Genomic DNA, 25536 nt, shown 5'->3' with positions numbered 1-25536 from the left:
ATGAAACGGCTGTTTATCTTTTGGGTTATCCTATTGCCTGCCCTGACACAGCATGTTCACGCACAATATTACAGCGTGAACTATGACGCTCGTACCGTGGCGGCCATGGCCGCAGCATTCGGCACGGAGGCAGTAGCCGAAAGCTACTACCGCGAGCAGGTGGATGATATTCTGAAACACTATACGGCGGCAGAAGTGGCGGCAGCAGGGATATTTTCTTCCAAATTTTTGGAACACAAGGCTCTGTCCGACCTTGGCATCTGGTGCAGCAGCACGGAAAATTACTACTATCGTCGAATTTACCACATGGTGGCAGAAAAAATCATGCCGAAAATATGGGTGGTGGCGAAGCTGATGCTGCGCTCACCACAAACAGCAATCCACTGGGGCAGCTACCTGATGAAAGTGTGCGACGATACGAAGAGCCTGTGTATGCAGTTCGAAAGTGTGGTGACAAACAGCACGCTGTCGTTCTCGGACATCGCTTTTCTGGAAATTGACCGCGACATTGCCACCTTGCTGAACCTCGCAGAACTGGGCGGTACCGATTGGCAACGGATGTTGGACAACTTTACCAAAGTGCCGGGCAATTTCACGATTGAGAACTTAAAGGGCGACATTGACAACCTTTATAACATGGGCGTAGGGCTGGCAACATCAGGTATGGAGAACCTCGGTGACGCTCTACTGCAAAGTAGTGCGTTCCATGACCTGTTGGGTGGCAAAGTCAATGAAATCGGCAACCTGTATGAACACTACAGTACTCTCTTCGAGCAGGCGGAACATGACATCGGCAGTCTGCTAATCGACATGGTGGGCGGTCAGGATAGCGTGGCCGCATTGTTCAATTTCAGCAATTACGACCTCACATCGTGGATGACCGACTATATGGACAATGCTGTCGGGAACTATTACACGCAACGGTGGTATATCGCACGGCGTGATCAAGGAAGCATTTCTCTATGCGACTACTACCCACCGACAGACGACAACAGCATATTGAACGGGGGTGCATGGACACGCTTTAACACGAGTGATCCGGGATTTTATCCGAACGCTTCGCAACGGGAGCAGGCCCTCGCCAATTCAGAACGGTATGCCGGATGGTCAAGAAGTCGAGTACAACAGCTCAACAATAGCAACGATGGCTACACCTATACTATCAATACCCGACAACAGGCCTATATCATCAGTAAGGGTAACAAACAGACAAAGAAGGCATACGCCTACGAGATACACGTGACACAGAGTTGGAATCGGACGGAGGTGGTCTATGAGGATGTCTTCGACTCCTATTCGATGGATTTGAATACGTTCAAAGCGCAACTCAATGCCCGCCTCTCGGAGTTCAATGACAACGAGGAAGGCTATGTCTATTACATAGCATCCGATGCACGGAACTATTATCAGGCGACGGACGCTGCAAAATTGCAGGGATGCGAAAGCGTGACCATCAGTGTAACCTGTTCAGACGGGGCGACGCTGGGACAAGGCTCGACACAATACAAGTGTCGCAAGTGTGGCGGCTCACTGGACGCCCATTCCAAAGAGTGCGTCATGCAGACCTCGGTAACGGAGAACGAACTGGATCTTTCAGAACTGGACGCACTGATACGGGAAGCGGACAATCAAGTCGCCGTTCTTCAATCTCAGATTAGTGCCTTGGAAAAGGAAAACGCCGACCTTCTGAAAAAAATTGCCGAGGCGAGCGTGGAAGACGCAGCAGCTTATCGGCAACAATATAACTCCAACCGGACACGTATCGAGGAACTGAAAAGCGAACTTGCCGAGTGGCAACAAAAACAGAAGGAGTACGCAGATGCGAAGCAGGAAGCGGAAGCAGAGAACGATGTGCCGACAGATGATTACTACCGCCTACCGGCTATCATGCAGGATTGCAAGACAGCCTATAGCCTCACTTGGCAGGACGGAGGTACATGGAGCGGCTATACGTTCGTCCGTAAGGCGACGATGCCGAACATCAATGGTATCATTACGTTCCGTGCGACTATTTCTATCGCACGGAAGCCGAAATACTTTCTGGGTATCAAGATTCACCGTGCCATTATCCAAATCAGTTGGGAATTGACTTCGGCATACACAGACACGCACGTTGCCGATGTACTGACACTCGATCCGAACCTGCCGAACGAGGAAAAGACTAAAATCGTGAATAATCGCATATCGGAAATCGCACGGGAATATCCCAACTGTAAAATCACTACCGAGTATGCCCGTACAGAACCTATGGAAGAAGTACCGAACAGCGACGTGTACCACCTGCTTTGGTCAAGTGACCGCCTCGAAATCGCACGAGAAGTGGATTCACGTATCACGAAAATATACGCCGACCTCGTATCCTTGGAGAAGATGATGCACTACAAGCGGAACATCATCGACGTACTGAAGGATGTGCTACCGGGACTCGATACGGACGAGGGTCGTAGGCTGACACTCGTGGAAGAGTGCCATGACCGCTGGGTAGAAAACGCACGGACATCCCGAAGTGGCAGAAAGGAGGTACGGCCATGAAACGCACTATACTGATAGCCATTACGTTGCTTGCGCTACTACCCGATGTCGCCAAGGGCCAATGGACATTCGATATCGTGTCGGTGGAAGCGTACATAAATGACCACAAAAAACAACGCAGCCTGTTGCTGGCCCGAAGCACGCTGGAATACAGCAACCAACTGCTGCATGAGTACAGCCGTGAGGAGACGGGCAAATACAAGGAAGTAAATATCGACCTTGACCGCTATACCCGTGCCTTTGATGTCATCGACGTGATGTACCAATCCCTGCGGACGGTGCTGAACGTGAAGGATACCTACAGCTCGGTAAGTGACCGTATCGGTGACTATAAGACCATGCTGGAGGCTTTCCATGAGAAAATCCTGAAACATGGGAACATCGAGCCGTCAGACGCACTGATACTGACTATCAATGAAAAAGCAATACGGGACATCGCCAACGAGGGCGAACACCTCTATAAGTCGGTGAGCGACCTCGTACTGTATGCCACGGGCGCAGCGGCCTGCTCGACCAGCGACCTGCTTATGGTACTGGAGTCCGTGAACAAGTCGCTGGACAGCATTGAGCAACACTTGAACCGGGCATACATCGAGACATGGAGATACATACAGGTACGTATCGGCTACTGGAAATCGAAGATTTACCGGGAACGTACCAAACGGGAAATTATTGACGGTGCTTTCGGACGATGGCGCAATGCGGGGCGACTGGATTATTGACGGTAAAAGAGGAAGGAGGTAAATAATGCCACAAGTTAGATTATGACTTCTATGTACCAAAATTGATAAGGAATATCTTAAAACGCAGGAAAAGCGTTTCGTCCTGAATGTTCGGAGAAGTACAAACAGAGAAAGAAACTTTAAGTACAAACAAGTCTATCTGGCCTATAACCAAGAGGCAAATGGACATTAATAAAAGATGTAATGAAAAAGATCGTTTTTGAAAAAGACATTACGCTATATAAAGCCGATTGCCTTGAAGTAATGCCTCTTCTCCCAGAATCAAGTATTGATTTAGTTCTATGCGACCCACCTTTTGGAATTACAGCCTCGCAATGGGATAAGATAATACCATTCTCGAAAATGTGGGAGGAGATTAGAAGAGTGAGAAAGGATAATGCGCCTACGGCTTTATTTGGCAGCGAACCGTTCAGCAGCCTTTTACGCTGTGGCAATTTAGCCGAATTTAAATATGACTGGGTATGGGAAAAGTCAAAAGCAAGCAATTTCCTTCTTGCTAAAAAGCAACCTCTAAAAGCGCATGAGCTAATCAGTATCTTTTGTAACGGCAGAACTCCTTATTATCCAATCATGGAGGAAGGTGAGCCTTATGAGAATCGTACAAAGAGAGGAAGTAACTGGACAGGAGTAAACAAGGTACCAAATCCTACATTCAGAAATGAAAACAAAGGAACGAGATACCCACGAAGTGTGAAATATTTTAAAACTGCGGAATCAGAGGGCAAAACGATTCATGTTAATCAAAAACCAGTCGCATTGTTGAAATATCTGATAAAAACATACACGAAAGAGGGTGACACAGTCCTTGATTTTGCCTCTGGAAGCATGAGCACTGCAATCGCCTGTATTCATACGAATAGAAAATGTATTTGTATTGAAAAGGATGATATGCACTTCTTGCGGGGAGAGGAAAGGATTAGAAATGAATATAATATAAAAAGAAATGTGGAATAATCCTGGTGATTAACTGATTGAAACACATTGAGTATTAAAAGATTAATAACAAATAACCGAAAGTAAATATGGACAGAATACTCTTACTCGTGACGGTTACAATAATTGCAACCACGGCGGCAAAGGCACAATCCGTGACCTATAACCACGATTCGCCGAAACAAAACCAAGTAACAGTAATGGAAACCGGTACGGGAGCACTCTCGCCCGACCTCTACTATTCCATACTGCACAACAAGTATAAGAAGTCGGCAGCAGTCAAGAACAAACTGTCATTCCGCACACTGGCGGGCGTCAACCTATACAACCAAACGGACGAAGCTGAAGCCATCGACTCGGCATTGGTGAGCCGGGCAAAGATAGAAGCCTTGAACGTGGCTGACCGTCAAGCGGACATCGCATGGGTCGCTGAAGGCGATAAGGTCAACGGACAGATGGTACGGCTCAAACGAAACATAGACCGCATCTTGCCTGTCGGGGGGACACCGGAGGATAAAGACAGATGGACGGAATATTACCATATCTACCAGTGCGCCATTGATGCAACGAAAGATGCCTATATGCCCAACGCACAGCGGAAGAAAGAGTATCTGCGCATCTACGAGGATATAACTCGACAGAACGAAATCCTTGTCGGCTACCTTGCCAAACGGCAGAATACTACGATAACAAGTACGCTACTGAATGCTACCGCTGACCGTACTCTGGATAAGGAGAGTATTGTCCGCGATGCGGTGAACCGATGGCACGAATCGCGCTTTGCCGTGCGCGGCCCGCAATCAGGCAATAACACGGGTGGCAGCGGCGACGGAGATGAAACAGTAAACAAAGGGAACTGAAAAAACAAAAACGTATGGCAGACGGAAATATACTCTCGGATTTCGGTATTAATATCCTTGAAGAAGAAATTGACGATGTGATTTTTCAAACGAACGAGTTCCTGACTGATGCGACTTTTACCGGCTCGCAGGGACCGTTCTGGTGGATACTACAAATGTGCATGGCACTGGCTGCCCTGTTCGCTATTGTGATGGCAGCGGGAATGGCGTACAAGATGATGGTGAAACATGAGCCACTGGATGTGCTGAAGCTGTTCCGTCCTTTGGCTGTTTCAATCATCCTCTGTTGGTGGTATCCGCCAGCAGACACGGGTATGGCTGGCAGTGGGAGCAGTTGGTGTTTCCTTGACTTCCTGTCTTACATCCCGAACTGCATCGGCTCGTACACGCATGACCTGTACGAGGCAGAAGCCACCCAAATAGCGGACAAATTCGAGGAAGTGCAGCAACTTATCCATGTACGTGACACGATGTACCAAAGCTTGCAAGCACAGGCAGATGTCGCTCACACGGGTACCTCCGACCCGAACCTGGTAGAAGCGACCATGGAACAAACCGGAGTGGACGAAGTGACGAAGATGGAGAAAGACGCAGCCGAACTGTGGTTTACCTCACTGACGGCAGGAGTCATCGTAGGTATCGACAAAATCATCATGCTTATCGCTCTGATTGTGTATCGTATCGGATGGTGGGCCACCATCTATTGCCAGCAAATCCTACTGGGCATGTTAACAATATTCGGACCTATACAATGGGCGTTCTCGCTGTTGCCCAAATGGGAAGGTGCATGGGCGAAGTGGCTTATAAGGTATCTGACAGTACATTTCTATGGTGCAATGCTCTACTTCGTCGGCTTCTATGTGCTACTGTTATTCGACATTGTACTGTGCATACAGGTAGAAAACCTGACGGCAATCACAGCAAGCGAACAGACAATGGCGGCCTACTTGCAAAACAGCTTCTTCTCCGCCGGCTACTTGATGGCGGCAAGTATCGTGGCACTGAAATGCCTAAACCTCGTGCCGGACTTGGCAGCATGGATGATACCTGAAGGCGACACGGCCTTCTCTACACGGAACTTTGGAGAAGGTGTGGCGCAGCAGGCCAAAATGACGGCTACGGGCGGTATCGGCTCGATGATGAGATAATGATAAACCTAATATTAAATATCCAAAAGATGAATGTACAACAGAAAATTGAGAAATGGTGCAGGAACGAGCGTTTCGTGCACTATGCAAATGAACGCATAAGCGAAGAACTCGTTTATGCACCTAACCACCGAATTGATCCGGAATATGAAGAACTGGACGAAGCCATTACATGGGACAACCGATATATTGTCCCTATGATGACTTACCTTACCTATCGTCTGCAACTGGTCAAATTGCAGAAAAATGCCAAGAATCGAAACCGCCGTGTCTGGTGGATATTCGTGCATGTAATCATGCGGGAAGATTACACACAGCTTTTTGACGGGAAGTTCGAAAAATTTCTGACGGAGTTGCATGATACAGTCATGACAATGTTACATGACGAATACACACGATTGTCTAACAAGAAAAAATAAAGGTATATGGTCATCAAACATTTGGAGAATAAAATCCGACTGGTGGGCATCATCTGCACTGCTTTTCTTGCAGGGTGTATCATCATCAGCGTATCAAGTATCTGGACTGCCCGGACAATGGTGACGGACGCGCAGAAAAAGGTGTATGTGCTGGACGGAAATGTACCTATACTCGTAACCCGCACGACGATGGACGAAACACTGGACGTGGAGGCCAAGAGCCACGTAGAAATGTTCCACCATTACTTTTTTACTCTCGCACCGGACGACAAATACATCCGCTATACGATGGAAAAAGCGATGTACCTGGTCGATGAGACGGGACTGGCACAGTACAATACCCTCAAGGAAAAGGGATTTTACTCCAATATATTGGGTACGAGCGCGGTGTTCTCGATATTCTGTGACAGTATCTCCTTTGACAAAAAGAATATGGAGTTCACCTACTATGGTCGGCAGCGAATCGAGCGCCGGAGTAATATCCTGATGCGCGAACTGGTTACGGCAGGGCAACTTAAACGTGTGCCGAGAACGGACAATAATCCGCATGGACTGCTCATAGTAAACTGGCGCACATTGCTGAACAAAGATATCGAGCAAAAAACAAAGAGTAACTATTAAATCACCAAAGATATGAATATCAAAGGATTCAAACGGATGTTGTTCGGCGAGAAGATGCCGGACAAAGATGACCCGCAGTACAAGGAACGCTACGAGCGAGAGGTGCAGGCCGGGCATAAATTCGCCAAGGCGACACGCATCGACCAAGCGGCGGCCAAGGTGCAGGGCTTTGCCAACGCACACCGGACGCTGTTTCTGGTCATCGTCTTTACATTCGTCATCGGAGCTTTCGTATGGAACGCCTACCGCTTGGTAACTGTGTACAGACACAGTCCGGTAAGTCGCACGGCGACGGAAAAGCAGGATTCAGTGCTTCGGGAACGGCACAAGCTGTTGCAGGAAGTCGAAATAAGGGAACATAAAAACAGAGGGGACAAACCATAGTAAAAAGAGTACTTATGAATACACGGCTTGAAAAATCAGTCCGTTCGTCAGACGAATGGTACACGCCAAAGGAGATACTGGACGCATTGGGCAAATTCGACCTTGACCCTTGCGCTCCCATCCATCCGTTGTGGCCGACTGCCGAGGTCATGTATGACCAGAACATAGATGGGTTGTCCCAGATATGGGAAGGGCGTGTGTGGCTCAATCCTCCCTATTCGCGTCCTCTTATCGAGCTATTCGTCCGGAAATTGGCAGAACATGGCAACGGCATTGCATTATTATTCAACCGTTGCGATTCCAAAATGTTTCAGGACGTCATCTTTCCAAAAGCGACGGGAATGAAATTCCTACGCCACCGCATCCGATTCTACCGACCAGGCGGAGCACGAGGTGACTCTCCCAGTCGCGGTAGCATCCTATTAGCTTTCGGAGAAGACAACGCAGAGATACTGAGAAATTGTGCCATTGAAGGCAAATATGTACAACTCAATTAAAAGATGTATAATGAAGATATTGGAGAAAATCAATTTTCGCCAGCCGAAATATATGCTTCCCGCCATCCTTTATTTCCCCCTGCTCGGCACGTCTTATTTCATCTTCGACCTGTTTCAGACAGAAACGATAGAAATAAAAGACAAGGCGTTGCAGACGACGGAGTTCCTGAACCCCGAATTGCCGGGGGCACAGATCAAGGACGATGGCATAGGCAGCAAATACGAGAATATGGCGAAATCATGGGGTAAGATACAAGACTACTCCGCTGTAGATAACATAGACCGGGAAGAACCCGATAAAAACAAGGAAGAGTATGAATCGAAATACACGCAGGACGACATCGACCTGCTCACGGAAGAACAACAGGAAAAAGCTGCGGCAGCGGAAATTGCCTCTGCCAAGACACGAGAACAGGAAGCACTTGCCGAACTGGAGAAAGCACTCGCAGAGGCGAGACTGAGAGGGCAAAACGCGACTGTACCCCCGGCAGAAACGGACACGGCCAACATTGCTCCACCACAAGGAGCAGCAGCCTCCGGAACCATCAACGAAGAGAGCCGGGCTGTGAAAACGCCATCAGCGGACGAACCGCCCAGCGAGGTGGTACGCAAGGTGAAGACAACCTCGGACTACTTTAACACACTGTCGAAGAATGTCCGTGAACCGAAACTCATCCAAGCCATCATTGACGAGAACATCAAAGCGGTGGACGGCTCGCGCGTGAGGTTGCGCCTGCTTGACGATGTGGAGATCGGCGAGTGTGTGATAGCAAGGGGAACATACCTGTACGCTACGGTAAGCGGATTCTCATCCGGGCGCGTGAAAGGTAATATCAGCAGCATCCTCGTGAATGACGAATTGGTGAAAGTGAGTCTCTCACTCTATGATACAGATGGCATGGAGGGGCTGTATGTGCCCAACAGCCAATTCCGGGAAACGAGCAAGGATGTAGCAAGCGGGGCAATGTCGGGCAATATGAACATGAGTATGGGAAGTACAACAGGAAACAGCCTTGCACAATGGGGGATGCAGGCGGTGAACAATGCCTACCAGAAAACAAGCAATGCCATTAGCAAAGCTATCAAGAAAAACAAAGTCAAGTTGAAATACGGAACTTTCGTGTATTTAGTGAACGGACAGGAAAAAAGGAATTAAAACGATGATGACATGGAAACAGATTTATCAGAATATCACAAAGGTACGGATGGGCTTTATTATGCGGACTATATAGCCCCCAATAAAGCCGAAACATTTATCGGAAAACTTGTGAGTACCGAATGGTGGCATCACAGAGGGCAGTTTGCCCTAATATGCAACTTCCGAACAGAAGACAGACGGAGGATTGCCTTATTCGCTTTTCAAAAACATACCGGTTTTTACGGACCAAGATACGGGAATGTTAATTTCAAAACAGTGGAGAAGGGCACTCTTTGGCAATGTGAAATCCAAATGACCCGGACGGGACGTTGTACTTGGGCGCGTGCCAGGCAGATAAAGAAATGAAGCGAAATAGGGAAAAGAAATCAATATAAATATTTTTAATCATGTGCCTATGAAATCTTCAAACTACTTAAAAAAATTATACGGGAATCCGACAGATGAAAAATATACACCGGGATATGGTGTATTACCCATTATCAAATATATACCCGAAGGCAAGATAGTCTGGTGTCCTTTCGATACGAAGCGCAGTGAGTTTGTGCAGAAATTCAAGGATGCCGGTTTCCATGTCGTGTATTCCCATATCTATAACGGACAGGATTTTTTCAACTATGAACCGTCCCAATGGGATATACTCGTATCCAATCCTCCTTTCAGCCGGAAGGTGGAAGTCTTTGAACGCTGTCTGAAACTCGGAAAACCATTCGCCTTGCTGATGTCCAACTATTGGCTGAACAACGTAGCACCCTGCCGACTTTTCCAGAATACTGATCTGGAATTACTCATGTTCGATAAACGTATTCAGTTCGGAAAAGGGAAAAACGTACCGTTCAACAGCAGCTATTTCTGCCATAAAATACTTCCGAAACAAATCATATTCGAACAGATAGATGTTACGGACAAATCTCCAAGTTGTATGCAGGATGACATCCCAGATAAGGCAAATATCAATTCGCAAGAGAATAAAGCAATCATGAATTTTCAATTATAACTCTGTATTTCAATGAAAAGGAATTTATTTGGCATTATGCTTCTATCAGGTATTTCCATTTTACCGAAAGCTAACGCACAAACTACCTACGAAGAAATGGAACAACTGACGGTGAACGAACAGATAACAACTGTCATCACGGCATCGGAACCGGTGCGTTTCGTGGATATTTCCACTGACAAGGTGGCGGGCGATCAGCCCATTGACAACATCATTCGCCTAAAGCCCAAGGAAAGCGGACACGAGGATGGTGAAATACTCGCCATCGTCACCATTGTGACGGAACGATACCGCACACAATACGCACTGATTTATACCACAAGGATGAAAGAGGCAGTAACAGATAAGGAGATATTGCTACAAGAGCGTAATGCGTACAACAATCCGGCAGTCTCAATGTCCACTGCCGACATGACACATCATGCACGGCGCATCTGGAACTCACCTGCAAAAATCCGCAACGTAGCTACCAAAGCACACCGCATGGTGATGCGTCTGAACAATATCTACTCGGTGGGTGACTACTTCTTCATAGACTTTTCCATCGAGAACAAGACGAACATCCGTTTTGACATTGATGAGATACGGATAAAGCTGACAGACAAGAAACTCGCCAAGGCAACCAACGCACAGACTATCGAACTGACACCTGCCCTGGTTCTGGAATCGGGCAAGACATTCAGACACGGCTATCGGAATGTGATTGTCGTGAAAAAGATGACCTTTCCCAATGACAAGCTACTGACCATCGAAATGACGGAGAAACAGATTAGTGGCCGTAACATCAGTCTGAACATCGACTATGAGGATATACTGGCGGCAGATTCGTTCCATGCAGATTTATTGGAGGAGGAATGACTATGAAAAAGACAATCATCGTGATAATTACCTGCGTGTGTATCGCTGCAAGTGCAAATGCACAACAAGGTAGCGGACGCCTCTCGCTTGGCACAGGGCTACTCTACAAGAACGGCATGGATATAACGCTCGCCTACGAACACGAAATGAACTATCGCCATACGTGGGAGTTCTTCGTCAACGGCTATCTACAATGGGCAGAGTGCGCTTCGTGCGGGCATATCTGCCCGGAATCATTTTGGCGAAACTACCGCAGCTACGGTTTTGGCGTGGCCTACAAGCCGTGCATGACGCGGGGACGCAACCACTATGGCAGTCTGCGTATCGGAGCTTCAGCCGGAAGCGACATGAATAAGTTCCTCGGTGGCCTGCACTTCGGTTACGAACACAACTATGTGCTACGGGCCGGATGGACACTGTATTGGCAAGTGAAAAGCGATGTGATGATAAAAGGTGCGGACGTGCTGCGAGCAGGTGTCGTGCTGGGTGTGAAACTACCTATAAAATAGGGAAACAAAAAAGAAAGCAATATGATACGAAAGATACATTTGGTGGCAGCGGCAACGGCTGCCGTGCTTTGCGCTGCCTGTGACACGCATATAGACGTACCCGATACAGCAGTTCGTCCAGGACATATCCTCTGCGAGGATGGAACAGCCTTGCCTTACGCACAATATGAACAATCGGGGAAAAAAGCGATAGCGGTTGTCTTCGATACCGAAAAACGCGGAGATACGGAGGGGGACGGTTATGCAGTTTACCTGTGGGACATTGCTCCACAGGCATTCGCCGACAGCCTCGGCATCGCACAAGGCACATCGGCTGACATCATGGCTTATGATGGCAATGAGAATACATTCGCACTGTATGATACACAAGAAACCGCTTCGCCAATGGCAGAAGCGGTTTTCGACCTATGGCGGTACGGGCAGAGTGCCTATGTACCGTCCGTGGCAGAGATGCGGCTGCTCTACACCATGCGAAAGATAATCAACCCTGTCATCGAACAATGTGGCGGTGAGCCGTTACCACTGGATGAAAACGACTGTTGGTACTGGACATCCACAGAAGTCGAAAAGCAACAGACAGCCAAGGCATGGCTCTATTCCATGGGGAGCGGCGCAATGCAGGAAACACCTAAAGTACAGGCGCACAAAGTACGCCCTATAATTACCATAAACGAATAAAAGATAGAAAGATATGAAAGATACGGATATATTTTTCAGCATAGCATTGATGATATTGGGAATTGTCCTCATGTATAAGTCCATGAAAGGTAATTCATGCCGACAAATACTGGCAAAACTCGCAGATTCCATAGCATCGGATAAAGAAGATATTAATTTTCAAATTAAAAGGTTCGGCTACCTTTTGGACGAAATGACTGCCGATAATGAAAAAAATTCAATCTTGAAGCGTCATGCCGACAGACTGGAGGAACTTGTCACGCAATTAGACCGCACACGAAACGAGCTTGAAACAAGTAATCTGTCAATGGCGGATATTAACGGAGAGTTGAAAAGAAGTAATGCCGAACTTGTAAAGAGAGCAACCCAATTACGCAATGAGATACAGCAAGACGAGCTTGTCATCCAAAAGATGCAAGAACGCCTTGATTCTCTCAAAAGAATCAAAGTGGGGCTTGAAATAGCCCTGAATAACATTCAGGCAGAAGAAGTACACTATCTCTCGGAACCGGTATTCAGTTTGGGTATTACCCCATCCATCAAAAGCCATCTTGAATCTCATGGAATATTATATATCGGAGACCTGATTCATCTTAACGAGCAATATCTCATGGAAATCTGGGGTATCGGTCCGGTAACACTTGATAAGATAAAAACAAAACTGAACGAGAATGGTGCATGGTTCGGTATGGATGTAATCAGAGTAGGTAATCATTGGTATCGTAGAAAACAAGGACTAATAACAGACTGACTTATGGAAGAAAGTAAGGAATTGCAAGGGTTCTATAAAATATTCCGCACAGTGGTATATGTGTCCGTGCTGCTGGAGTTCTTTGAATATGCCATTGACCCTGCAATGCTTGACCACTGGGGCGGCATACTGACCGACATTCACGGACGCATCAAACAATGGATGATTTACCACGACGGCAATCTTGTGTACAGCAAAATCGCAACGGTACTGCTTATCTGCATCACTTGTGTCGGAACGCGGAACAAGAAGCATCTGGAGTTCAACGCACGCCGGCAGGTGGTGTATCCATTGACGAGTGGGTTATTGCTGCTCGTACTCTCCGTATGGCTGTTCGGCCATACGATGGAAACAAGGCTTTATACCTTACCTCTGAATATCATTCTCTATATGATTGCCTCCATTGCTGGCGTAGTACTGGTACATATCGCATTAGACAACATTTCAAAGTTCATCAAGGAGGGATTGATGAAAGACCGTTTCAACTTCGAGAATGAAAGTTTTGAACAATGTGAAGAAAAAGTCGAGAATGAATACAGCGTAAATATCCCCATGCGATACTACTATAAGGGTAAATTCCGTAAGGGGTGGATTTCTGTAAGCAACTGCTTTCGAGGAACATGGGTAGTTGGAACACCGGGATCGGGTAAGACTTTCAGTATCATAGAGCCGTTTATCCGACAGCATTCGGCCAAAGGTTTCGCCATGGTGGTGTATGACTACAAGTTTCCTACATTGGCGACCAAGCTCTACTACCATTACAAGAAGAACGAGAAACTGGGCAGAGTACCCCAAGGGTGCAAGTTCAACATGATTAATTTTGTGGATGTGGAGTACAGCCGTCGGGTGAATCCAATTCAGGCAAAGTACATCAACAATCTTGCGGCGGCCAGCGAAACGGCGGAAACATTATTGGAAAGCCTACAAAAGGGTAAGAAAGAGGGAGGCGGCGGAAGCGACCAGTTCTTCCAAACCTCGGCGGTAAACTTCCTTGCCGCTTGTATCTACTTCTTCGTGAATTATGAACGTGAACCCTACGATGCCAACGGCAAGCCTCTATATGCGGAAAGACAGCAAGATCCGCAGACCAAATTCTGGAAACCGACAGGTATCGTGCGCGACCGTGAAGGCGGCAATATCGTGGAACCTGCCTACTGGCTGGGAAAGTATTCGGACATGCCACATATTCTGTCATTCTTGAATGAAAGTTATCAGACGATTTTCGAGGTACTGGAAACTGACAATGAGGTTGCTCCGCTGCTTGGTCCATTCCAGACAGCTTTCAAAAATAAGGCAATGGAACAATTGGAGGGTATGATTGGCACGTTACGTGTTTATACCTCGCGTCTGGCAACCAAAGAGAGCTACTGGATATTCCACCGGGATGGCGATGACTTCGACCTGAAGGTGAGTGACCCGAAGAATCCGAGTTACCTGCTGATTGCAAATGACCCGGAAATGGAATCCATCATCGGTGCATTGAACGCTCTTATCCTAAACCGTCTCGTTACCCGTGTGAATACCGGGCAGGGGAAAAATATTCCTGTGAGTATTATAGTGGACGAGTTACCGACACTCTACTTTCACAAAATAGACCGTCTGATAGGTACAGCGCGAAGCAATAAGGTGAGTGTAACGCTCGGCTTTCAGGAACTACCGCAACTGGAAGCCGATTATGGTAAGGTAGGTATGCAAAAGATCATTACGACGGTAGGTAATGTGGTAAGCGGCTCGGCACGTGCCAAAGAAACGCTGGAATGGTTGTCCAATGACATCTTCGGCAAGGTGGTCCAGGTCAAAAAAGGCGTGACTATTGACCGGGACAAAACAAGTATCAATCTCAATGAGAATATGGATAACCTTGTGCCTGCCTCGAAAATCTCGGATATGGCAACCGGATGGATATGCGGTCAGACGGCACGGGACTTTGTGAAGACGAAAACAGGTATGGGCGGTTCAATGAATATTCAAGAATCGGAAGAGTTCAAGACTACAAAGTTCTTCTGCAAAACAGATTTTGATATGGCAGAAATCAAGAAAGAAGAAGCGGCGTATGTGCCGCTGCCGAAGTTCTACACTTTCAAGTCGAGAGAGGAACGGGAGCGCATCCTATATAAAAACTTCGTACAAGTGGGGCAAGATGTGAAAGAGATGATAAAAGACGTTCAAAATAAGCGCAACGCGAAATAAAAATCCGGCTGTCTGACATATAATGTAAATAAAAACAACAAAAACCGTCAGTACAATCGTACTGGCGGTTTACTACTAACTAATCTCTTCTTCTGGTTTATCAGGTGAGCTACCTGCTTAATAATTGGGTGAGTTGCTGATGGCAATTTTTTCGTATTCCTCTTTGTCAGTACCGCATTCAATTGCCCTGTCAATGACATCCCCTAACTCGTTGTAACAAACTTCTTCATTGACACACTCTGCATCTTTGCCTTTCAACAGATATACCTCATAATAGTCCGACCCATTAAGTGCAATAATGACGTATCCGGTGTGTAACAGTCCGTTTACTTTGATACGAAGTGCAGGCAGGTCTTTGAAGATGGTGGCTGCAAACTCTGCGATACCCCATGACATGAGGACGGGCATAGGGGTAAGTCCTATCAACTGCTCTTGAATGGTCTGTGCTATTTGTATTACATACTCTTTTTCCATAACTATGCTATTTTTAAGATGATTATTGTTTTTTTATTCGAACCATTCCGGGTTGTCCTTTTTCAGTTCGGCAACCAATTCTACGTCTGTCAGTCGCAGGTTTGCCATGTCGGTAAAGAAGAAAACCTCGTCATAGATTCTTTCGGCTTCCTTGCTTGCGAAGCCTTCGTTTCCATCGTTGAAACTACCGGGCTGAAGGGCATCAAGCAAGGTAATCGAGCCGATAAGGAGTTCTTCACCCTCGTTGGATTCCACCACACGGCAAGGATAGTTATTGCCGCCAAATTGTACTTCTTGTGTTTTCATACGCTTGTTATTTTAATGGGATATGCTTTCCATTTGTCTTGAGGTATTCCATAAGACACTTTGCTTCTTCATGTGACGCACGATTGCGGTCATCATAGCGACGTGTCTCATCCGCCATCACAATGATGCACTCCTTAAACAATCTATAGAGGCTCTGTTGCAGTGTGGGGTGCATATCAGGTATAGCGGCTGCAAAACGCTTGGGATTGAAACTAAAACTATTCACTGCCATTTCCCATTCTTTGGCAAGTTTGTACTCTTTGCTTTCTTTGATGTTGTCCATTGTCATGAAATTTTAATGATTTATTTTTCTTCCCTCTGTTCGGTTCTATATTCTGTCTGAACCGCTTGGGATTTACAGATGCTTTACAGGACTGACGAACAAGCTACTTCCAACGCTTTTTTTGGAAAATTACTCTTTCACAGAAAGGAAGAATTTTATAAAAATGCACTTCAAAGCGATGGAATCAAGCGCGGCAGTCCACCTTCGCGTCTGGAAAACCAACCGGCGAGGACAGGAAGGAACCGGAGAAGGAATAAGATGGAAAAGATAAAAAGGAGGAAACTGATAGGTATAAATGAAGACGGGTGGCGGCGGGGTATCGGGAGGTAGCTATAAATGGGATAGAAAAGGCATAATCGCGCGGATGGCGGGTTTGCCCGGCAGACGCGCCGCCCGACAACGGTTTGGAGCAGTTGTCCGTGAACATCTTCACCTTAATCTAATTACAAATTAGGAACGAATAGAGGACAGATTACTCCACCCTCTATTCGTTGGTTACTGATTATGGTTAAGCTGCAATATCTTCCTCTTGTGGCTGTTCTTCGGTCTGCATCCCTACTTCGGATTGCTGTTTGTCAGATTGCTCCGCTTCCTGCTTTGCTTGTTCCTGCACCAAAAGAACGGCTTTTTTCTCTTCGATACGTTGGTGACGCTTCTCATACACTTCATTATGTCCGTTCTTGATGTCTGCCAACAGGTCGGGCATATGTTTTTGTGCGAAGTCAAGCAAGAGGGATGCAATGGCATTGTTGCCGTATGCGTTCTTGAAATTAGCAATTAGAAAATCCCTGCGAATAATCGCTTTCTGCTTGCTCGTGAGGTTGGCAATGATGTTTATCTTTTCTTCATCTGTAAGGTAGGAATAAGGCTTTTTTTCCTCGATACCTACCGCTTCGAAATGCTCTTTGCGGAGGGATGATAGCAAGAAGAAATAAATCATCTTGTCCTCGTCTTGCCCAAACTTGCAATCGGACATATCAACCTCCAAAATCTGTTTTTTTGTGTCCTCTACAGTCTTTTCAAGGGCAATTTCCTTGTTGCGTTTGTCTTGCTTTTCCAACTTCTCTACCGGTGAAAGCGTCTGCTCCTGTTTTGTGTCATTGGTAGTACAGGTAACTTTCGGAACATAACAGAGTACGATGTCCTTGCTCTCAATACGGAAATAAAGGATGATTTCACCTGCTTCACTTCGGGTACGGATTTCTTCGCATTCTTCCGTGTAATCGTTCAAATCCTGTTCGAACTCGCTCTGTGCCTGTTCGTATTCTTCGGTGGTGTCGTACTCATCTTTTCGGGGTGCTTCGGGCTGTTCGGGATATGCCTTTGCATAATAGTTAAGGCTTTCCACTTCGTAACCCATGGCGGTAAGACGTTCTACTACGGCTTCATTGCTGTTGAAACTTTCATAGCAGAGGGATACCTCAGGGCGTTCTTCCATAAGGCGCACGGCTTTCTCCGTGAGATATGCTGCATTCATTTCAGCAAGGCAAGTACGATTGGCGCAATTTCCGCAACCACCCTCGCAAAATAACATCATATTATTTGTATTGTGAGGACACGACAGACAGAGGGTCTTGTCAAATGCGTATCGCTCCAAGTCGGTGGTATATTGCCGTTCGATGTTCCGTGCAACATCAGAGGCTTTCATTCCTCGCCAACTATTGTACTGCACCCCCTCTTTAAGATGCTTGTTGTACACCTCTTTCTGAATATCTTCCCCATAACGGCAAATTTCGCTCGCTACGCTGATTGTGATTTCGTCCTGTTCCAAAAGCTGTGCGATTTCGGGCATTAAGGAAACGAATTTAAGGCGTGTGCGGATATAGCTTTCGTTTTTACCGAACTGCACCGCCAAAGACTGCACATCGTGGCGACCACTATCAATGAGCTTTTGGTAGGCATTTGCTTCCTCTATCGGGGTAACATCCTTGCGCTGGAGGTTTTCAGTTACCGCCATTTCTTCGGCAACTTCGTCTGAAATTTCCATAACGACAGCCGGAATGTCTTCCAATCCTGCCATGAGGGAGGCACGATATCGGCGTTCTCCAAAAACAATCTCAAAGCGGTTGTCTTCTATTGGGCGTACTCCAATAGGCTGTAACACACCCTGCTGACGAATACTCTCGGAAAGTTCTGCAAGGCTCGCTTCGTCAAAATTCTTACGTGGGTTGTAATTGCTCGGCTGCACGTTTGCCAATGCTACCATTGTGATGTTTTTCTCTACTGATTGAATTGCTGTTGCTTCCATAATCATAAAAATTTAATTGGTTTTAATATTTAATTTTTTATTTTCCCTTTGTTCGGTTCTCTTTTCTGCCTGAACCGCTTGGGATTTACAGATGCTTTACAAGGACTGACGAATAAGCGATTTCCGACGCTTTTTCCGGAAAATTACTCTTTCGCAGAAAGGAAGAATTTTATAGGAAATGCACTTCAAAGCGACGGAATCAAGCGCGGCAGTCCACCTTTGCGTCTGGAAAACCAACCGGTGATGGCAGGAATGGACCGGATGAGTGGCATTAAAAGAATATAGAAAAGGAAGAATACGCTGAAAGGCGGATGGTAAAACGGATGGAACTATAAAGGGATGATTAACGATACAACGGGACAAGCGGAAGGACGTAAGACCAGACGGTGTAAAACAGGAATGGAACTTACCAGATAAAAATCCTTTGAGCCATTTCGCTAAATAAATCTGTATCAATTGCCTGTTTTACCAGAAATTTGCATTATTTTTGCAGTAACGAAACAGCCGTTTCGGAAACAGCCGTTTCGGAAATAGCAATAAAAAAGGATAAGGATATGAGATTTTTTGACAGGACAGAAGAAATAGCCTCTCTTCGCAAGATTCGCGAAATGGCCAAAAACAATGCTCAGTTTACAGTGGTAACGGGACGTCGCCGTATCGGTAAGACATCACTCGTGTGGAAGGCATACGAGGACGAACCGATTCTCTATTTCTTTGTTGCCCGGAAAGCCGAAGGCGATTTGTGTGAGGACTACCGGCTTGAAATAGAGAACAAGTTGGGGGTCCCAACCATGGGGCGGGCCGAACACTTCACTGATGTGTTCGAGTACCTGATGAAACTTTCGGCAGAACGTCCCATCACACTCTTTATCGACGAGTTCCAGGAGTTTTTCCGTGTGAACAAATCGGTGTTCAGCGATATGCAGCGCATCTGGGATCTATACAGCCCGAAGTCCCGTATTAACCTGATTGTCTGTGGTTCGATTTATTCCATGATGACAAAGATATTCAAGGATAAGAAAGAGCCGTTGTATAACCGGCAGTCGCGCTTTATGACTGTGCGTCCGTTTACCCCAACTGTTCTGAAAGATATTCTTTCGGAATACAACCCCGGCTACACGGCGGAAGATCTGCTGGCCTTGTACGCTTTCACGGGCGGTGTGGCGAAGTATGTACAACTACTCGTGGATGCAGGAGCAACAGCCAAAACGACTATGCTCGACCAGATTATAAAGGCCGACTCCATATTTTTGGGCGAGGGTAAAGCGATTCTTATCGAAGAGTTCGGCAAGGATTACGGAATCTATTTCTCCATACTATCGGCCATTGCACGAGGAAAAACATCCCGTTCGGAAATTGAAAACGTGGTAGGCAAGGAAATCGGCGGTTATCTTACCAAGCTGGAGAAAGAATACGAAATCATATCGAAGAAGCAACCGCTGTTCGAGAAGAGTTCCGCCAAGAATGTCCGGTATGTCATCGAGGATAATTTTTTCACGTTCTGGTTCCGCTTCATCTACAAGTACAGCTATATGCTGGAGATAGAGAACTATGGAAGTGTGAAGATGATTATAGGTCGGGATTATGAAACTTTCAGCGGTCTGATGCTTGAACGTTACTTTAAACGTGTACTGATAGAACGGCAAGTCTATACGCGTATCGGAGGCTGGTGGGACCGCAAGGGTGAGAACGAAATAGACATAGTAGCTGAAAACGAACTGGACGATACGGCGACATTTTTCGAAGTCAAACGCAAGGCCGAAAATATCGACATGGAAAAACTGGAAGCGAAAGCAGCCGCTTTCATGCGTGCAACGGGAGAGTTCAAAGGTTATTCCCTGTCATACAAAGGGTTGTCAATGACTGATATGTAGCAATACATATCGGCATAACGTACTAACAGAAGTCACAGATTTAAAAGAACGGTAAGCGAGGGACATACCCTCACTTACCGTTTTTTTCCAAATACTCCTTCATCGCCTCATTTACAATGTCTCTCAATGACATATTCTTCTCAATAGCAAGGAATTTCATACGCGTATGAACACTCTTGTCGATAACGAAATTGCAATGTACCGCAGGCTCTTTTTCAGTTTTAAGTGGTGTGGCTTCCTTCTTTTGCGGAGATTTCTTCGTGGATGACAGCAATCCGTCCAGTCCGCTTTTCATACTGTCTTTCAATAAATCACTCTTGCCCATATTGTCTTATTTTAATTTCAAAACCTCTTGTGCTAAAGCCATATAATCTTTGGCTCCATTGCAGTTCTTATTGTACTCAAAGACGTTCTTTCCCTTTATAGGAGCTTCGGCCAGTGCCACATTGTCCCGTACAATCGTTTTGAACACTTTGTCACAGAAAGAGTCATTGATAATTTCAGCTACGCTCTTGTTGAGTGTCTTGCGCTTGTCAAACTGGGTAATAACAATGCCACCAATACTCAGGTTCGGGTTCAGGCGTTCCTTGACAATCTCAATTACGCTTGTAATCTTCGCCATTCCGCGCATGGCGAGGAATTGTGCCTGCACCGGAATAATCAGAAGGTCCGCTGTGGTAAGGGCATTGAGTGTCAGCAAGCCCAGTGAAGGTGGACAGTCAATCAGGATGTAGTCAAACTTCCGACTGTCAAGCAATTTCGCAATCAGGCCTTTCAGTATCAACTCACGTCCCGGCTCGTTTATCAGTTCGGATTCTGCCGCCGACAGGTCGAGACAGGACGGCACAACAGCAAGTCCGTTCTCCAGTTCGATAACCGGTAAGGGATATTCACCTCTCATTGCCCCATACACCGTTTGTTCTTCCTCAATGGAGAGACCACACGATTCTGTAAGATTTGCCTGCCCGTCCATGTCGATAGCCAGTACACGCTTTTTCTTCTGTCGCAAAGCAGCGGCAAGATTGATGGTGGTAGTTGTCTTGCCAACCCCACCCTTATGATTCAAAACAGCTATAATTTTTGTCATAATTTGATGTCTTTATATGCGATACAAAGATAATACTATTCTTAGTAAATACTATAATTAGTATATACTATTTTACTAAAAAAAGTATTTTAGTATTTACTACTATACTAAAATACTAATAAACTAAATGTAGTAAGTACTACTTTCAGTAATAGCTAACTTACTAACTTCCTACTTTACTATAATTAGTAAATACTACATTTAGTATTTGTTGTTGTTCAATACTATATGCACATCATCAGAACGGCAAGTCTTCCTTGTCCTCTTGCGGCATAGCTACCGGTGGTACAGGTGCATTGCTTGCGGCATCCGTCGGACTCTCTGCTTCTGAAGTTGTACCCTCACGCTTTCCGGTATTGATGAACTCCAATGCGTCTGCCGTAATGGATAGTTGAATCTGACAGTTTTCATCCTTATCCTTCCACAGTGAAGCCGAAAGTGTCCCTTCAATGAGCAGTAACCGTCCTTTGGTAAGATATTCGGATAGTCGAATATGGTTCTCTTTCTTACTCCGTACCCTTACCCAAGTAGTGATGCTGTTTCCATGTGAATAGTCATCTACCGCAATATCAAATGCAATGAATGAACCGTGTGCTCCAGTAATAACCTGGCAATCCTTGCCAATGCGACCAATTGTGTGAACGTATAACATAATAAATTCTTTTTGTGGCAGGTGGTTAATCCTACCGTTACCTTAGTTTATAAATATTCTTTATTTCCCTCTGTTTGGCCTGTTTGCGACCTCCGGGATGATTTTTTCTGCATCCAAAGGCGGCAGGAACAATCTGGCAAGGCTGAAGAGGAAAAATACGCTCACCAGCGGAGAGGAAGATTTTTGCGCTTCACTTGCGGCTGAATGCCGGCATTGACATGACTGGGACTGGCGATTACCTTTGCGGAAAAATTCAATCCACGGCAGGTTGCACGGCAGCAGAAAAGCGATAAATAGAAGTATATAAAAAAGGAATAGAAAACGCTAAAGCAGGGAATAATAAAACAGGAGAACGGACATGCAGGACTAAGATCCAAAGACTACCTTGAAACTGTGAATAGTGATATAGTTATATCATTCCGCAATTTCAAGTCTGTTCGTGTACCCTTTGAAAAATAACTTGACGCACTTTATGTAACGCGCTACACAAAGCGTGTCAGATTTTTCTTGTAGCAGGCTATCAGTCCTTATACAAAGGGATATAGAAAAAAATTATAAAAGTAACCGACAATAGCTAACGTCAAATACCCCTTGCTCCAATGACCTGATTAGACTATTAAGTCCATAATCACTTATATGTTCATGGATACACACGACGGCCATACAGATAATGACCGCTATTAATACAAAGTATCCGGATAGGGATTTACGCAGCAATGGAGCTTTGCGAATATTTTATGGTATTCTACTTATCAATATGATATGTACTATAAATAAAATTTTTAGCTTTCCTTTGAAAGTTCTCGTGAATTTCTATGGCTATTTGAAAGTAACATTTTTAAGTCATTTTTATTGATGCCCATGTATTTACATATTTTAAACTCACTTATGCCGTCTGATAACATTTCTTGAGCTGCTTTTCTATTCCTTTCATACGCTTCCAGTTTGTCAAAAATGGCATCTGTTAGAAAATCTATCCATTCGAAAAAGACCTTTTCCCCTTCTTGAGTACTAAAATCTATTGTACAGGTTTTCGCACACCTCCTATGAAGTATCAGATAATAAATTCCTCCAATCAGATTCGCCATAATAGCTTTAATATTGATTTTCGCCGGTTTAAACAGATTGTCATAAAACGCAATCAAATTTAGATTCATAATATCCCGTGTTTCTGCTGTTCTCTTTGTCGTTTCATTAATAACCGACATTTCATAAAGTAACAACTTTTGCATTACAGTGTTATCAGACAAGTTCCTATAAAGGGTCTTGAATGTTTCCGCAAAAAACTTTTTAGGTCCCAATATGTTCAGGCTGGAAACGTCAATAGTATCATTGATCCAGAAATCATACTGCTTGGCAAGCCTGTCGTAAAGGTTTTCCATTGAGCCGTATCTTCTATAAAACACATTAGCTTCTATGTTTGCAGCTTTCATCAATGCACTCAAATTGACATTACCAAAACCATATTCAGCTACAAGCTTTTCAAGTTCGGATATTACCTCCTTGTCTATTTGTTCATTTGTCCTCCTATTTCGAGCTTTCTTTTCTTTCTGTTTCACTATTATATAGTATGTTATAAAAATAAATCTGCAAAAATCAGTAAAAGGAAATATTTTTATTTTAGCTTTCGATAAACTTCTTCTTTTCTGAATTGACGATAATATCCCAAGGTAGGCTGTAAGTATTTATACAGCTATTCCATTCTCTTTTCATTTGTTTTGATATAGAGCAACTGGGTCTGTTGCAAATATACATTTTTATGCTTTACAAACAATAGACAGAATATAAAAACTACGTTTACCAATAAATTTGCATTTCAATAATAGACGTATTAATTTACTTATTTATTGCTATATTATAGGAAAATCTCCAATTTGAAAAAAGAACACTCACTACACGAAGAAAACTTGCTGCACATCTACATTAAATCCCTGATAGTTTCCGGTTGCGATAAGAGAAGTCAATTTAAATGAGACCCTAATGATTTCATATAAAGAAAACTTCATGTTGGATTATTCATGTGAGAATTATAAGAATGAAGAAGCATTATATATCGAAAAATGAAACTCTATTTTTTCTTTGAAAGAGGATGTATTACGTTTTATATTCACTGTGTAATGACATCTTATTATTTTGTTGAGAAGTGTTCTTTTACAAAGAATTTCGAAAAGGATAATACATCATCAAAATCATAGAACATATTATAAGTTACGGCTACTAAATAATCAGCTTCCACAAAAACAAGACACATAACAGGAGCCTCTGATATAATATCAATAATCGCATAGTCCTGTTTTTTTAATTCTTCTATTTTTGAGGTTATGGGGGCATGACTCTTTATATTAGATAGAATATTGATTTCTATAGAGTAATATTGTATATTTTTCTTTGATTTATTTGGGACTTTAATGAGATAATGCTTACAACAATATCCGATCTTAGCCAACTCTGTCTGTTCGTTCACATTATTACAAAAAGCGTTTAAAATAGGAGAGATTATGTATTTATGAGACGAGACAAATAAAGCAGTATCTTTGGAATTAGTATCCTCATAGACAATATTATTATCCCAACAATAATTGAAATTTTCAAGTACCTTATATGAAAACTTATCAGATATACTATCGCTACAGATTGCAGCAGCATGAAGATATGCACACATACAAAATATAGTACATAGTATATATTTTATGTTACACATAAATCTTATCTCCTTTTTATACTAACTTCTTTATAAAAATTCGCTTTAATATTGGGTGGAGTAGCATATTCAATTTCTATATAAAGTTTTTTATAAAAAACTAATTCAGAAATTGCACTATCCGCATCAACTTGAGTTGACCCCGATAATTCTTTTACTTGATCTTTAAACTCACTAAAACTTCCTATTATTTCAACGCACCCTGCTGCTCCCCATCCAATATGAGTAAGATCTTCAGGACCAGCGTGAATGTAAAAAGTTCCTTTTAGAACTATTGCACCATTATGTTGAGAATATGTATTATGTACCTCATAGGCTTTTTTATATTCTGGTGCAGGCTGCCTATTGAGCTTATGCAAGCCACTATTAACCCATCCAATTGTTTTATAAGAACTAAAATTTGGTGGGTTATAATACGGCATGAAGCGTAATGCTTTCCATGTATATTTTACACTTTGACCTTTATCATCAGTACCTTTGATATAGACATAATATACAGGGACTCCATAGAGCTCTATTTTGCTATTCTTATCCATATCACTGCATGGATAAGATTTTGCATAATAGGTATCCCCAGTTTTTGTACCAGAAATAATAATATCCACATCTCGGAGTTTCATATAAGTAAAGATTTC

General features: G+C 44.4%; 29 protein-coding genes. 19 read left to right on the top strand and 10 right to left on the bottom strand.

Annotation, left to right across the window (positions count from 1 at the left end; genetic code table 11):
• The 17 genes from ISX59_RS11875 (at window position 1) to ISX59_RS11795 (ending at window position 15276) form a co-directional block, all read left to right on the top strand.
• The gene (locus ISX59_RS11875) at window positions 1–2532 is read left to right on the top strand and encodes a hypothetical protein (RefSeq protein WP_004310182.1); all 2532 of its coding nucleotides are present in this window, start codon (window positions 1–3) and stop codon (window positions 2530–2532) included.
• Window positions 2529–3254: a hypothetical protein gene (locus ISX59_RS11870; protein ID WP_004322064.1), complete on the top strand. Its 726-nt coding sequence runs from the start codon at window positions 2529–2531 to the stop codon at window positions 3252–3254. Before ISX59_RS11875 ends, ISX59_RS11870 begins: the two co-directional genes overlap by 4 nt.
• A gap of 204 nt (window positions 3255–3458) precedes the next feature.
• Window positions 3459–4229, top strand: coding sequence for a site-specific DNA-methyltransferase (locus ISX59_RS11865; protein ID WP_004310179.1), 771 nt, complete (start codon window positions 3459–3461; stop codon window positions 4227–4229).
• A 68-nt stretch (window positions 4230–4297) separates the two neighbouring features.
• Window positions 4298–5068: a DUF5045 domain-containing protein gene (locus ISX59_RS11860; RefSeq protein WP_005777394.1), complete on the top strand. Its 771-nt coding sequence runs from the start codon at window positions 4298–4300 to the stop codon at window positions 5066–5068.
• Window positions 5069–5082: 14 nt separating this feature from the next.
• Entirely contained in the window at window positions 5083–6216 is a 1134-nt protein-coding gene (locus ISX59_RS11855) for a hypothetical protein (protein ID WP_004310177.1), read from the top strand.
• A 29-nt stretch (window positions 6217–6245) separates the two neighbouring features.
• Window positions 6246–6635, top strand: a complete 390-nt coding sequence (locus ISX59_RS11850) for a hypothetical protein (protein WP_004310176.1) — start codon at window positions 6246–6248, stop codon at window positions 6633–6635.
• Window positions 6636–6641: 6 nt separating this feature from the next.
• The gene (traK, locus tag ISX59_RS11845; protein WP_004310175.1) at window positions 6642–7256 is read left to right on the top strand and encodes a conjugative transposon protein TraK; all 615 of its coding nucleotides are present in this window, start codon (window positions 6642–6644) and stop codon (window positions 7254–7256) included.
• Window positions 7257–7268: 12 nt separating this feature from the next.
• Window positions 7269–7640 carry a hypothetical protein gene (locus ISX59_RS11840; RefSeq protein WP_004310174.1) on the top strand — a complete coding sequence of 124 codons (372 nt, stop codon included), beginning with the start codon at window positions 7269–7271 and terminating at the stop codon, window positions 7638–7640.
• Between the two features lie 14 nt (window positions 7641–7654).
• The gene (locus tag ISX59_RS11835; RefSeq protein WP_004310173.1) at window positions 7655–8137 is read left to right on the top strand and encodes a DNA N-6-adenine-methyltransferase; all 483 of its coding nucleotides are present in this window, start codon (window positions 7655–7657) and stop codon (window positions 8135–8137) included.
• Window positions 8138–8147: 10 nt separating this feature from the next.
• The gene (gene traM / locus ISX59_RS11830; protein ID WP_220575927.1) at window positions 8148–9293 is read left to right on the top strand and encodes a conjugative transposon protein TraM; all 1146 of its coding nucleotides are present in this window, start codon (window positions 8148–8150) and stop codon (window positions 9291–9293) included.
• Between the two features lie 12 nt (window positions 9294–9305).
• A complete protein-coding gene (locus ISX59_RS11825) occupies window positions 9306–9641 on the top strand; it encodes a hypothetical protein (RefSeq protein WP_004322067.1) in 336 nt (111 codons plus the stop codon).
• Between the two features lie 49 nt (window positions 9642–9690).
• Window positions 9691–10290: a hypothetical protein gene (locus tag ISX59_RS11820; RefSeq protein WP_007218153.1), complete on the top strand. Its 600-nt coding sequence runs from the start codon at window positions 9691–9693 to the stop codon at window positions 10288–10290.
• Between the two features lie 12 nt (window positions 10291–10302).
• Complete coding sequence (traN, locus tag ISX59_RS11815) at window positions 10303–11148, top strand: conjugative transposon protein TraN (RefSeq protein WP_007218152.1); 846 nt, start codon at window positions 10303–10305, stop codon at window positions 11146–11148.
• Window positions 11145–11657, top strand: a complete 513-nt coding sequence (locus tag ISX59_RS11810) for a hypothetical protein (protein ID WP_004310169.1) — start codon at window positions 11145–11147, stop codon at window positions 11655–11657. The genes traN and ISX59_RS11810 overlap by 4 nt, the downstream gene beginning before the upstream one ends.
• Before the next feature lie 21 nt (window positions 11658–11678).
• The gene (locus tag ISX59_RS11805; RefSeq protein WP_004310168.1) at window positions 11679–12335 is read left to right on the top strand and encodes a DUF1566 domain-containing protein; all 657 of its coding nucleotides are present in this window, start codon (window positions 11679–11681) and stop codon (window positions 12333–12335) included.
• A gap of 13 nt (window positions 12336–12348) precedes the next feature.
• Window positions 12349–13086, top strand: coding sequence for a DNA-directed RNA polymerase subunit alpha C-terminal domain-containing protein (locus ISX59_RS11800; protein WP_004310167.1), 738 nt, complete (start codon window positions 12349–12351; stop codon window positions 13084–13086).
• 3 nt (window positions 13087–13089) lie between these two features.
• Window positions 13090–15276, top strand: coding sequence for a type IV secretory system conjugative DNA transfer family protein (locus tag ISX59_RS11795; RefSeq protein WP_004310166.1), 2187 nt, complete (start codon window positions 13090–13092; stop codon window positions 15274–15276).
• Window positions 15277–15393: 117 nt separating this feature from the next.
• Here the strand turns inward: ISX59_RS11795 and ISX59_RS11790 are convergent, their stop codons facing one another.
• From ISX59_RS11790 to ISX59_RS11775, 4 genes are all read right to left on the bottom strand, one after another.
• Entirely contained in the window at window positions 15394–15750 is a 357-nt protein-coding gene (locus tag ISX59_RS11790) for a hypothetical protein (RefSeq protein WP_004310165.1), read from the bottom strand.
• Between the two features lie 33 nt (window positions 15751–15783).
• Complete coding sequence (locus tag ISX59_RS11785) at window positions 15784–16056, bottom strand: hypothetical protein (RefSeq protein ID WP_220575926.1); 273 nt, start codon at window positions 16054–16056, stop codon at window positions 15784–15786.
• Between the two features lie 7 nt (window positions 16057–16063).
• Window positions 16064–16339, bottom strand: a complete 276-nt coding sequence (locus ISX59_RS11780; protein WP_004322070.1) for a hypothetical protein — start codon at window positions 16337–16339, stop codon at window positions 16064–16066.
• A 508-nt stretch (window positions 16340–16847) separates the two neighbouring features.
• A complete protein-coding gene (locus ISX59_RS11775; protein ID WP_008659497.1) occupies window positions 16848–18587 on the bottom strand; it encodes a ParB/RepB/Spo0J family partition protein in 1740 nt (579 codons plus the stop codon).
• A 48-nt stretch (window positions 18588–18635) separates the two neighbouring features.
• Here ISX59_RS11775 and ISX59_RS11770 point away from each other — a divergent pair, with 48 nt between their 5' ends.
• Together ISX59_RS11770 and ISX59_RS11765 are read left to right on the top strand one after the other, a co-directional pair.
• Window positions 18636–18872, top strand: coding sequence for a hypothetical protein (locus ISX59_RS11770; protein ID WP_005777345.1), 237 nt, complete (start codon window positions 18636–18638; stop codon window positions 18870–18872).
• A 269-nt stretch (window positions 18873–19141) separates the two neighbouring features.
• Entirely contained in the window at window positions 19142–20461 is a 1320-nt protein-coding gene (locus tag ISX59_RS11765; RefSeq protein WP_008768657.1) for an ATP-binding protein, read from the top strand.
• A 70-nt stretch (window positions 20462–20531) separates the two neighbouring features.
• Here the strand turns inward: ISX59_RS11765 and ISX59_RS11760 are convergent, their stop codons facing one another.
• The 6 genes from ISX59_RS11760 to ISX59_RS11735 all read right to left on the bottom strand — a co-directional run bounded on the left by ISX59_RS11760 (window position 20532) and on the right by ISX59_RS11735 (window position 25521).
• Window positions 20532–20786 carry a hypothetical protein gene (locus tag ISX59_RS11760; protein WP_004310159.1) on the bottom strand — a complete coding sequence of 85 codons (255 nt, stop codon included), beginning with the start codon at window positions 20784–20786 and terminating at the stop codon, window positions 20532–20534.
• A gap of 6 nt (window positions 20787–20792) precedes the next feature.
• The gene (locus tag ISX59_RS11755; protein ID WP_007896781.1) at window positions 20793–21548 is read right to left on the bottom strand and encodes a ParA family protein; all 756 of its coding nucleotides are present in this window, start codon (window positions 21546–21548) and stop codon (window positions 20793–20795) included.
• A gap of 238 nt (window positions 21549–21786) precedes the next feature.
• Window positions 21787–22200, bottom strand: coding sequence for a single-stranded DNA-binding protein (locus ISX59_RS11750; RefSeq protein WP_004310157.1), 414 nt, complete (start codon window positions 22198–22200; stop codon window positions 21787–21789).
• Window positions 22201–22982: 782 nt separating this feature from the next.
• On the bottom strand, window positions 22983–23759 hold the full coding sequence (locus tag ISX59_RS11745) for a TetR/AcrR family transcriptional regulator (RefSeq protein WP_004310156.1): 777 nt from the start codon (window positions 23757–23759) through the stop codon (window positions 22983–22985).
• Between the two features lie 569 nt (window positions 23760–24328).
• Window positions 24329–24901: a hypothetical protein gene (locus ISX59_RS21440; protein ID WP_004310154.1), complete on the bottom strand. Its 573-nt coding sequence runs from the start codon at window positions 24899–24901 to the stop codon at window positions 24329–24331.
• Window positions 24902–24906: 5 nt separating this feature from the next.
• Window positions 24907–25521 carry a hypothetical protein gene (locus ISX59_RS11735; RefSeq protein WP_004310153.1) on the bottom strand — a complete coding sequence of 205 codons (615 nt, stop codon included), beginning with the start codon at window positions 25519–25521 and terminating at the stop codon, window positions 24907–24909.
• Window positions 25522–25536: the final 15 nt, after the last annotated feature.

The organism is Bacteroides sp. FSHCM14E1, from assembly GCF_019633785.1.
Taxonomy (GTDB): Bacteria; Bacteroidota; Bacteroidia; order Bacteroidales; family Bacteroidaceae; genus Bacteroides; species Bacteroides hominis.
This window is presented reverse-complemented; position numbering and strand designations above follow the sequence as displayed.

Coding starts and splice junctions, on each gene's coding strand:
- traM (WP_220575927.1), top strand. CDS start 8,148: ATGAAGATATTGGAGAAAATCAATTTTCGCCAGCCGAAATATATGCTT.
- ISX59_RS21440 (WP_004310154.1), bottom strand. CDS start 24,901: ATGTGTAACATAAAATATATACTATGTACTATATTTTGTATGTGTGCA.
- ISX59_RS11875 (WP_004310182.1), top strand. CDS start 1: ATGAAACGGCTGTTTATCTTTTGGGTTATCCTATTGCCTGCCCTGACA.
- ISX59_RS11800 (WP_004310167.1), top strand. CDS start 12,349: ATGAAAGATACGGATATATTTTTCAGCATAGCATTGATGATATTGGGA.
- ISX59_RS11785 (WP_220575926.1), bottom strand. CDS start 16,056: ATGAAAACACAAGAAGTACAATTTGGCGGCAATAACTATCCTTGCCGT.
- ISX59_RS11750 (WP_004310157.1), bottom strand. CDS start 22,200: ATGTTATACGTTCACACAATTGGTCGCATTGGCAAGGATTGCCAGGTT.
- ISX59_RS11870 (WP_004322064.1), top strand. CDS start 2,529: ATGAAACGCACTATACTGATAGCCATTACGTTGCTTGCGCTACTACCC.
- traN (WP_007218152.1), top strand. CDS start 10,303: ATGAAAAGGAATTTATTTGGCATTATGCTTCTATCAGGTATTTCCATT.
- ISX59_RS11865 (WP_004310179.1), top strand. CDS start 3,459: ATGAAAAAGATCGTTTTTGAAAAAGACATTACGCTATATAAAGCCGAT.
- ISX59_RS11810 (WP_004310169.1), top strand. CDS start 11,145: ATGACTATGAAAAAGACAATCATCGTGATAATTACCTGCGTGTGTATC.
- ISX59_RS11850 (WP_004310176.1), top strand. CDS start 6,246: ATGAATGTACAACAGAAAATTGAGAAATGGTGCAGGAACGAGCGTTTC.
- traK (WP_004310175.1), top strand. CDS start 6,642: ATGGTCATCAAACATTTGGAGAATAAAATCCGACTGGTGGGCATCATC.
- ISX59_RS11825 (WP_004322067.1), top strand. CDS start 9,306: ATGGAAACAGATTTATCAGAATATCACAAAGGTACGGATGGGCTTTAT.
- ISX59_RS11840 (WP_004310174.1), top strand. CDS start 7,269: ATGAATATCAAAGGATTCAAACGGATGTTGTTCGGCGAGAAGATGCCG.
- ISX59_RS11805 (WP_004310168.1), top strand. CDS start 11,679: ATGATACGAAAGATACATTTGGTGGCAGCGGCAACGGCTGCCGTGCTT.
- ISX59_RS11820 (WP_007218153.1), top strand. CDS start 9,691: ATGAAATCTTCAAACTACTTAAAAAAATTATACGGGAATCCGACAGAT.
- ISX59_RS11755 (WP_007896781.1), bottom strand. CDS start 21,548: ATGACAAAAATTATAGCTGTTTTGAATCATAAGGGTGGGGTTGGCAAG.
- ISX59_RS11795 (WP_004310166.1), top strand. CDS start 13,090: ATGGAAGAAAGTAAGGAATTGCAAGGGTTCTATAAAATATTCCGCACA.
- ISX59_RS11735 (WP_004310153.1), bottom strand. CDS start 25,521: ATGAAACTCCGAGATGTGGATATTATTATTTCTGGTACAAAAACTGGG.
- ISX59_RS11775 (WP_008659497.1), bottom strand. CDS start 18,587: ATGGAAGCAACAGCAATTCAATCAGTAGAGAAAAACATCACAATGGTA.
- ISX59_RS11765 (WP_008768657.1), top strand. CDS start 19,142: ATGAGATTTTTTGACAGGACAGAAGAAATAGCCTCTCTTCGCAAGATT.
- ISX59_RS11835 (WP_004310173.1), top strand. CDS start 7,655: ATGAATACACGGCTTGAAAAATCAGTCCGTTCGTCAGACGAATGGTAC.
- ISX59_RS11780 (WP_004322070.1), bottom strand. CDS start 16,339: ATGGACAACATCAAAGAAAGCAAAGAGTACAAACTTGCCAAAGAATGG.
- ISX59_RS11860 (WP_005777394.1), top strand. CDS start 4,298: ATGGACAGAATACTCTTACTCGTGACGGTTACAATAATTGCAACCACG.
- ISX59_RS11855 (WP_004310177.1), top strand. CDS start 5,083: ATGGCAGACGGAAATATACTCTCGGATTTCGGTATTAATATCCTTGAA.
- ISX59_RS11790 (WP_004310165.1), bottom strand. CDS start 15,750: ATGGAAAAAGAGTATGTAATACAAATAGCACAGACCATTCAAGAGCAG.
- ISX59_RS11760 (WP_004310159.1), bottom strand. CDS start 20,786: ATGGGCAAGAGTGATTTATTGAAAGACAGTATGAAAAGCGGACTGGAC.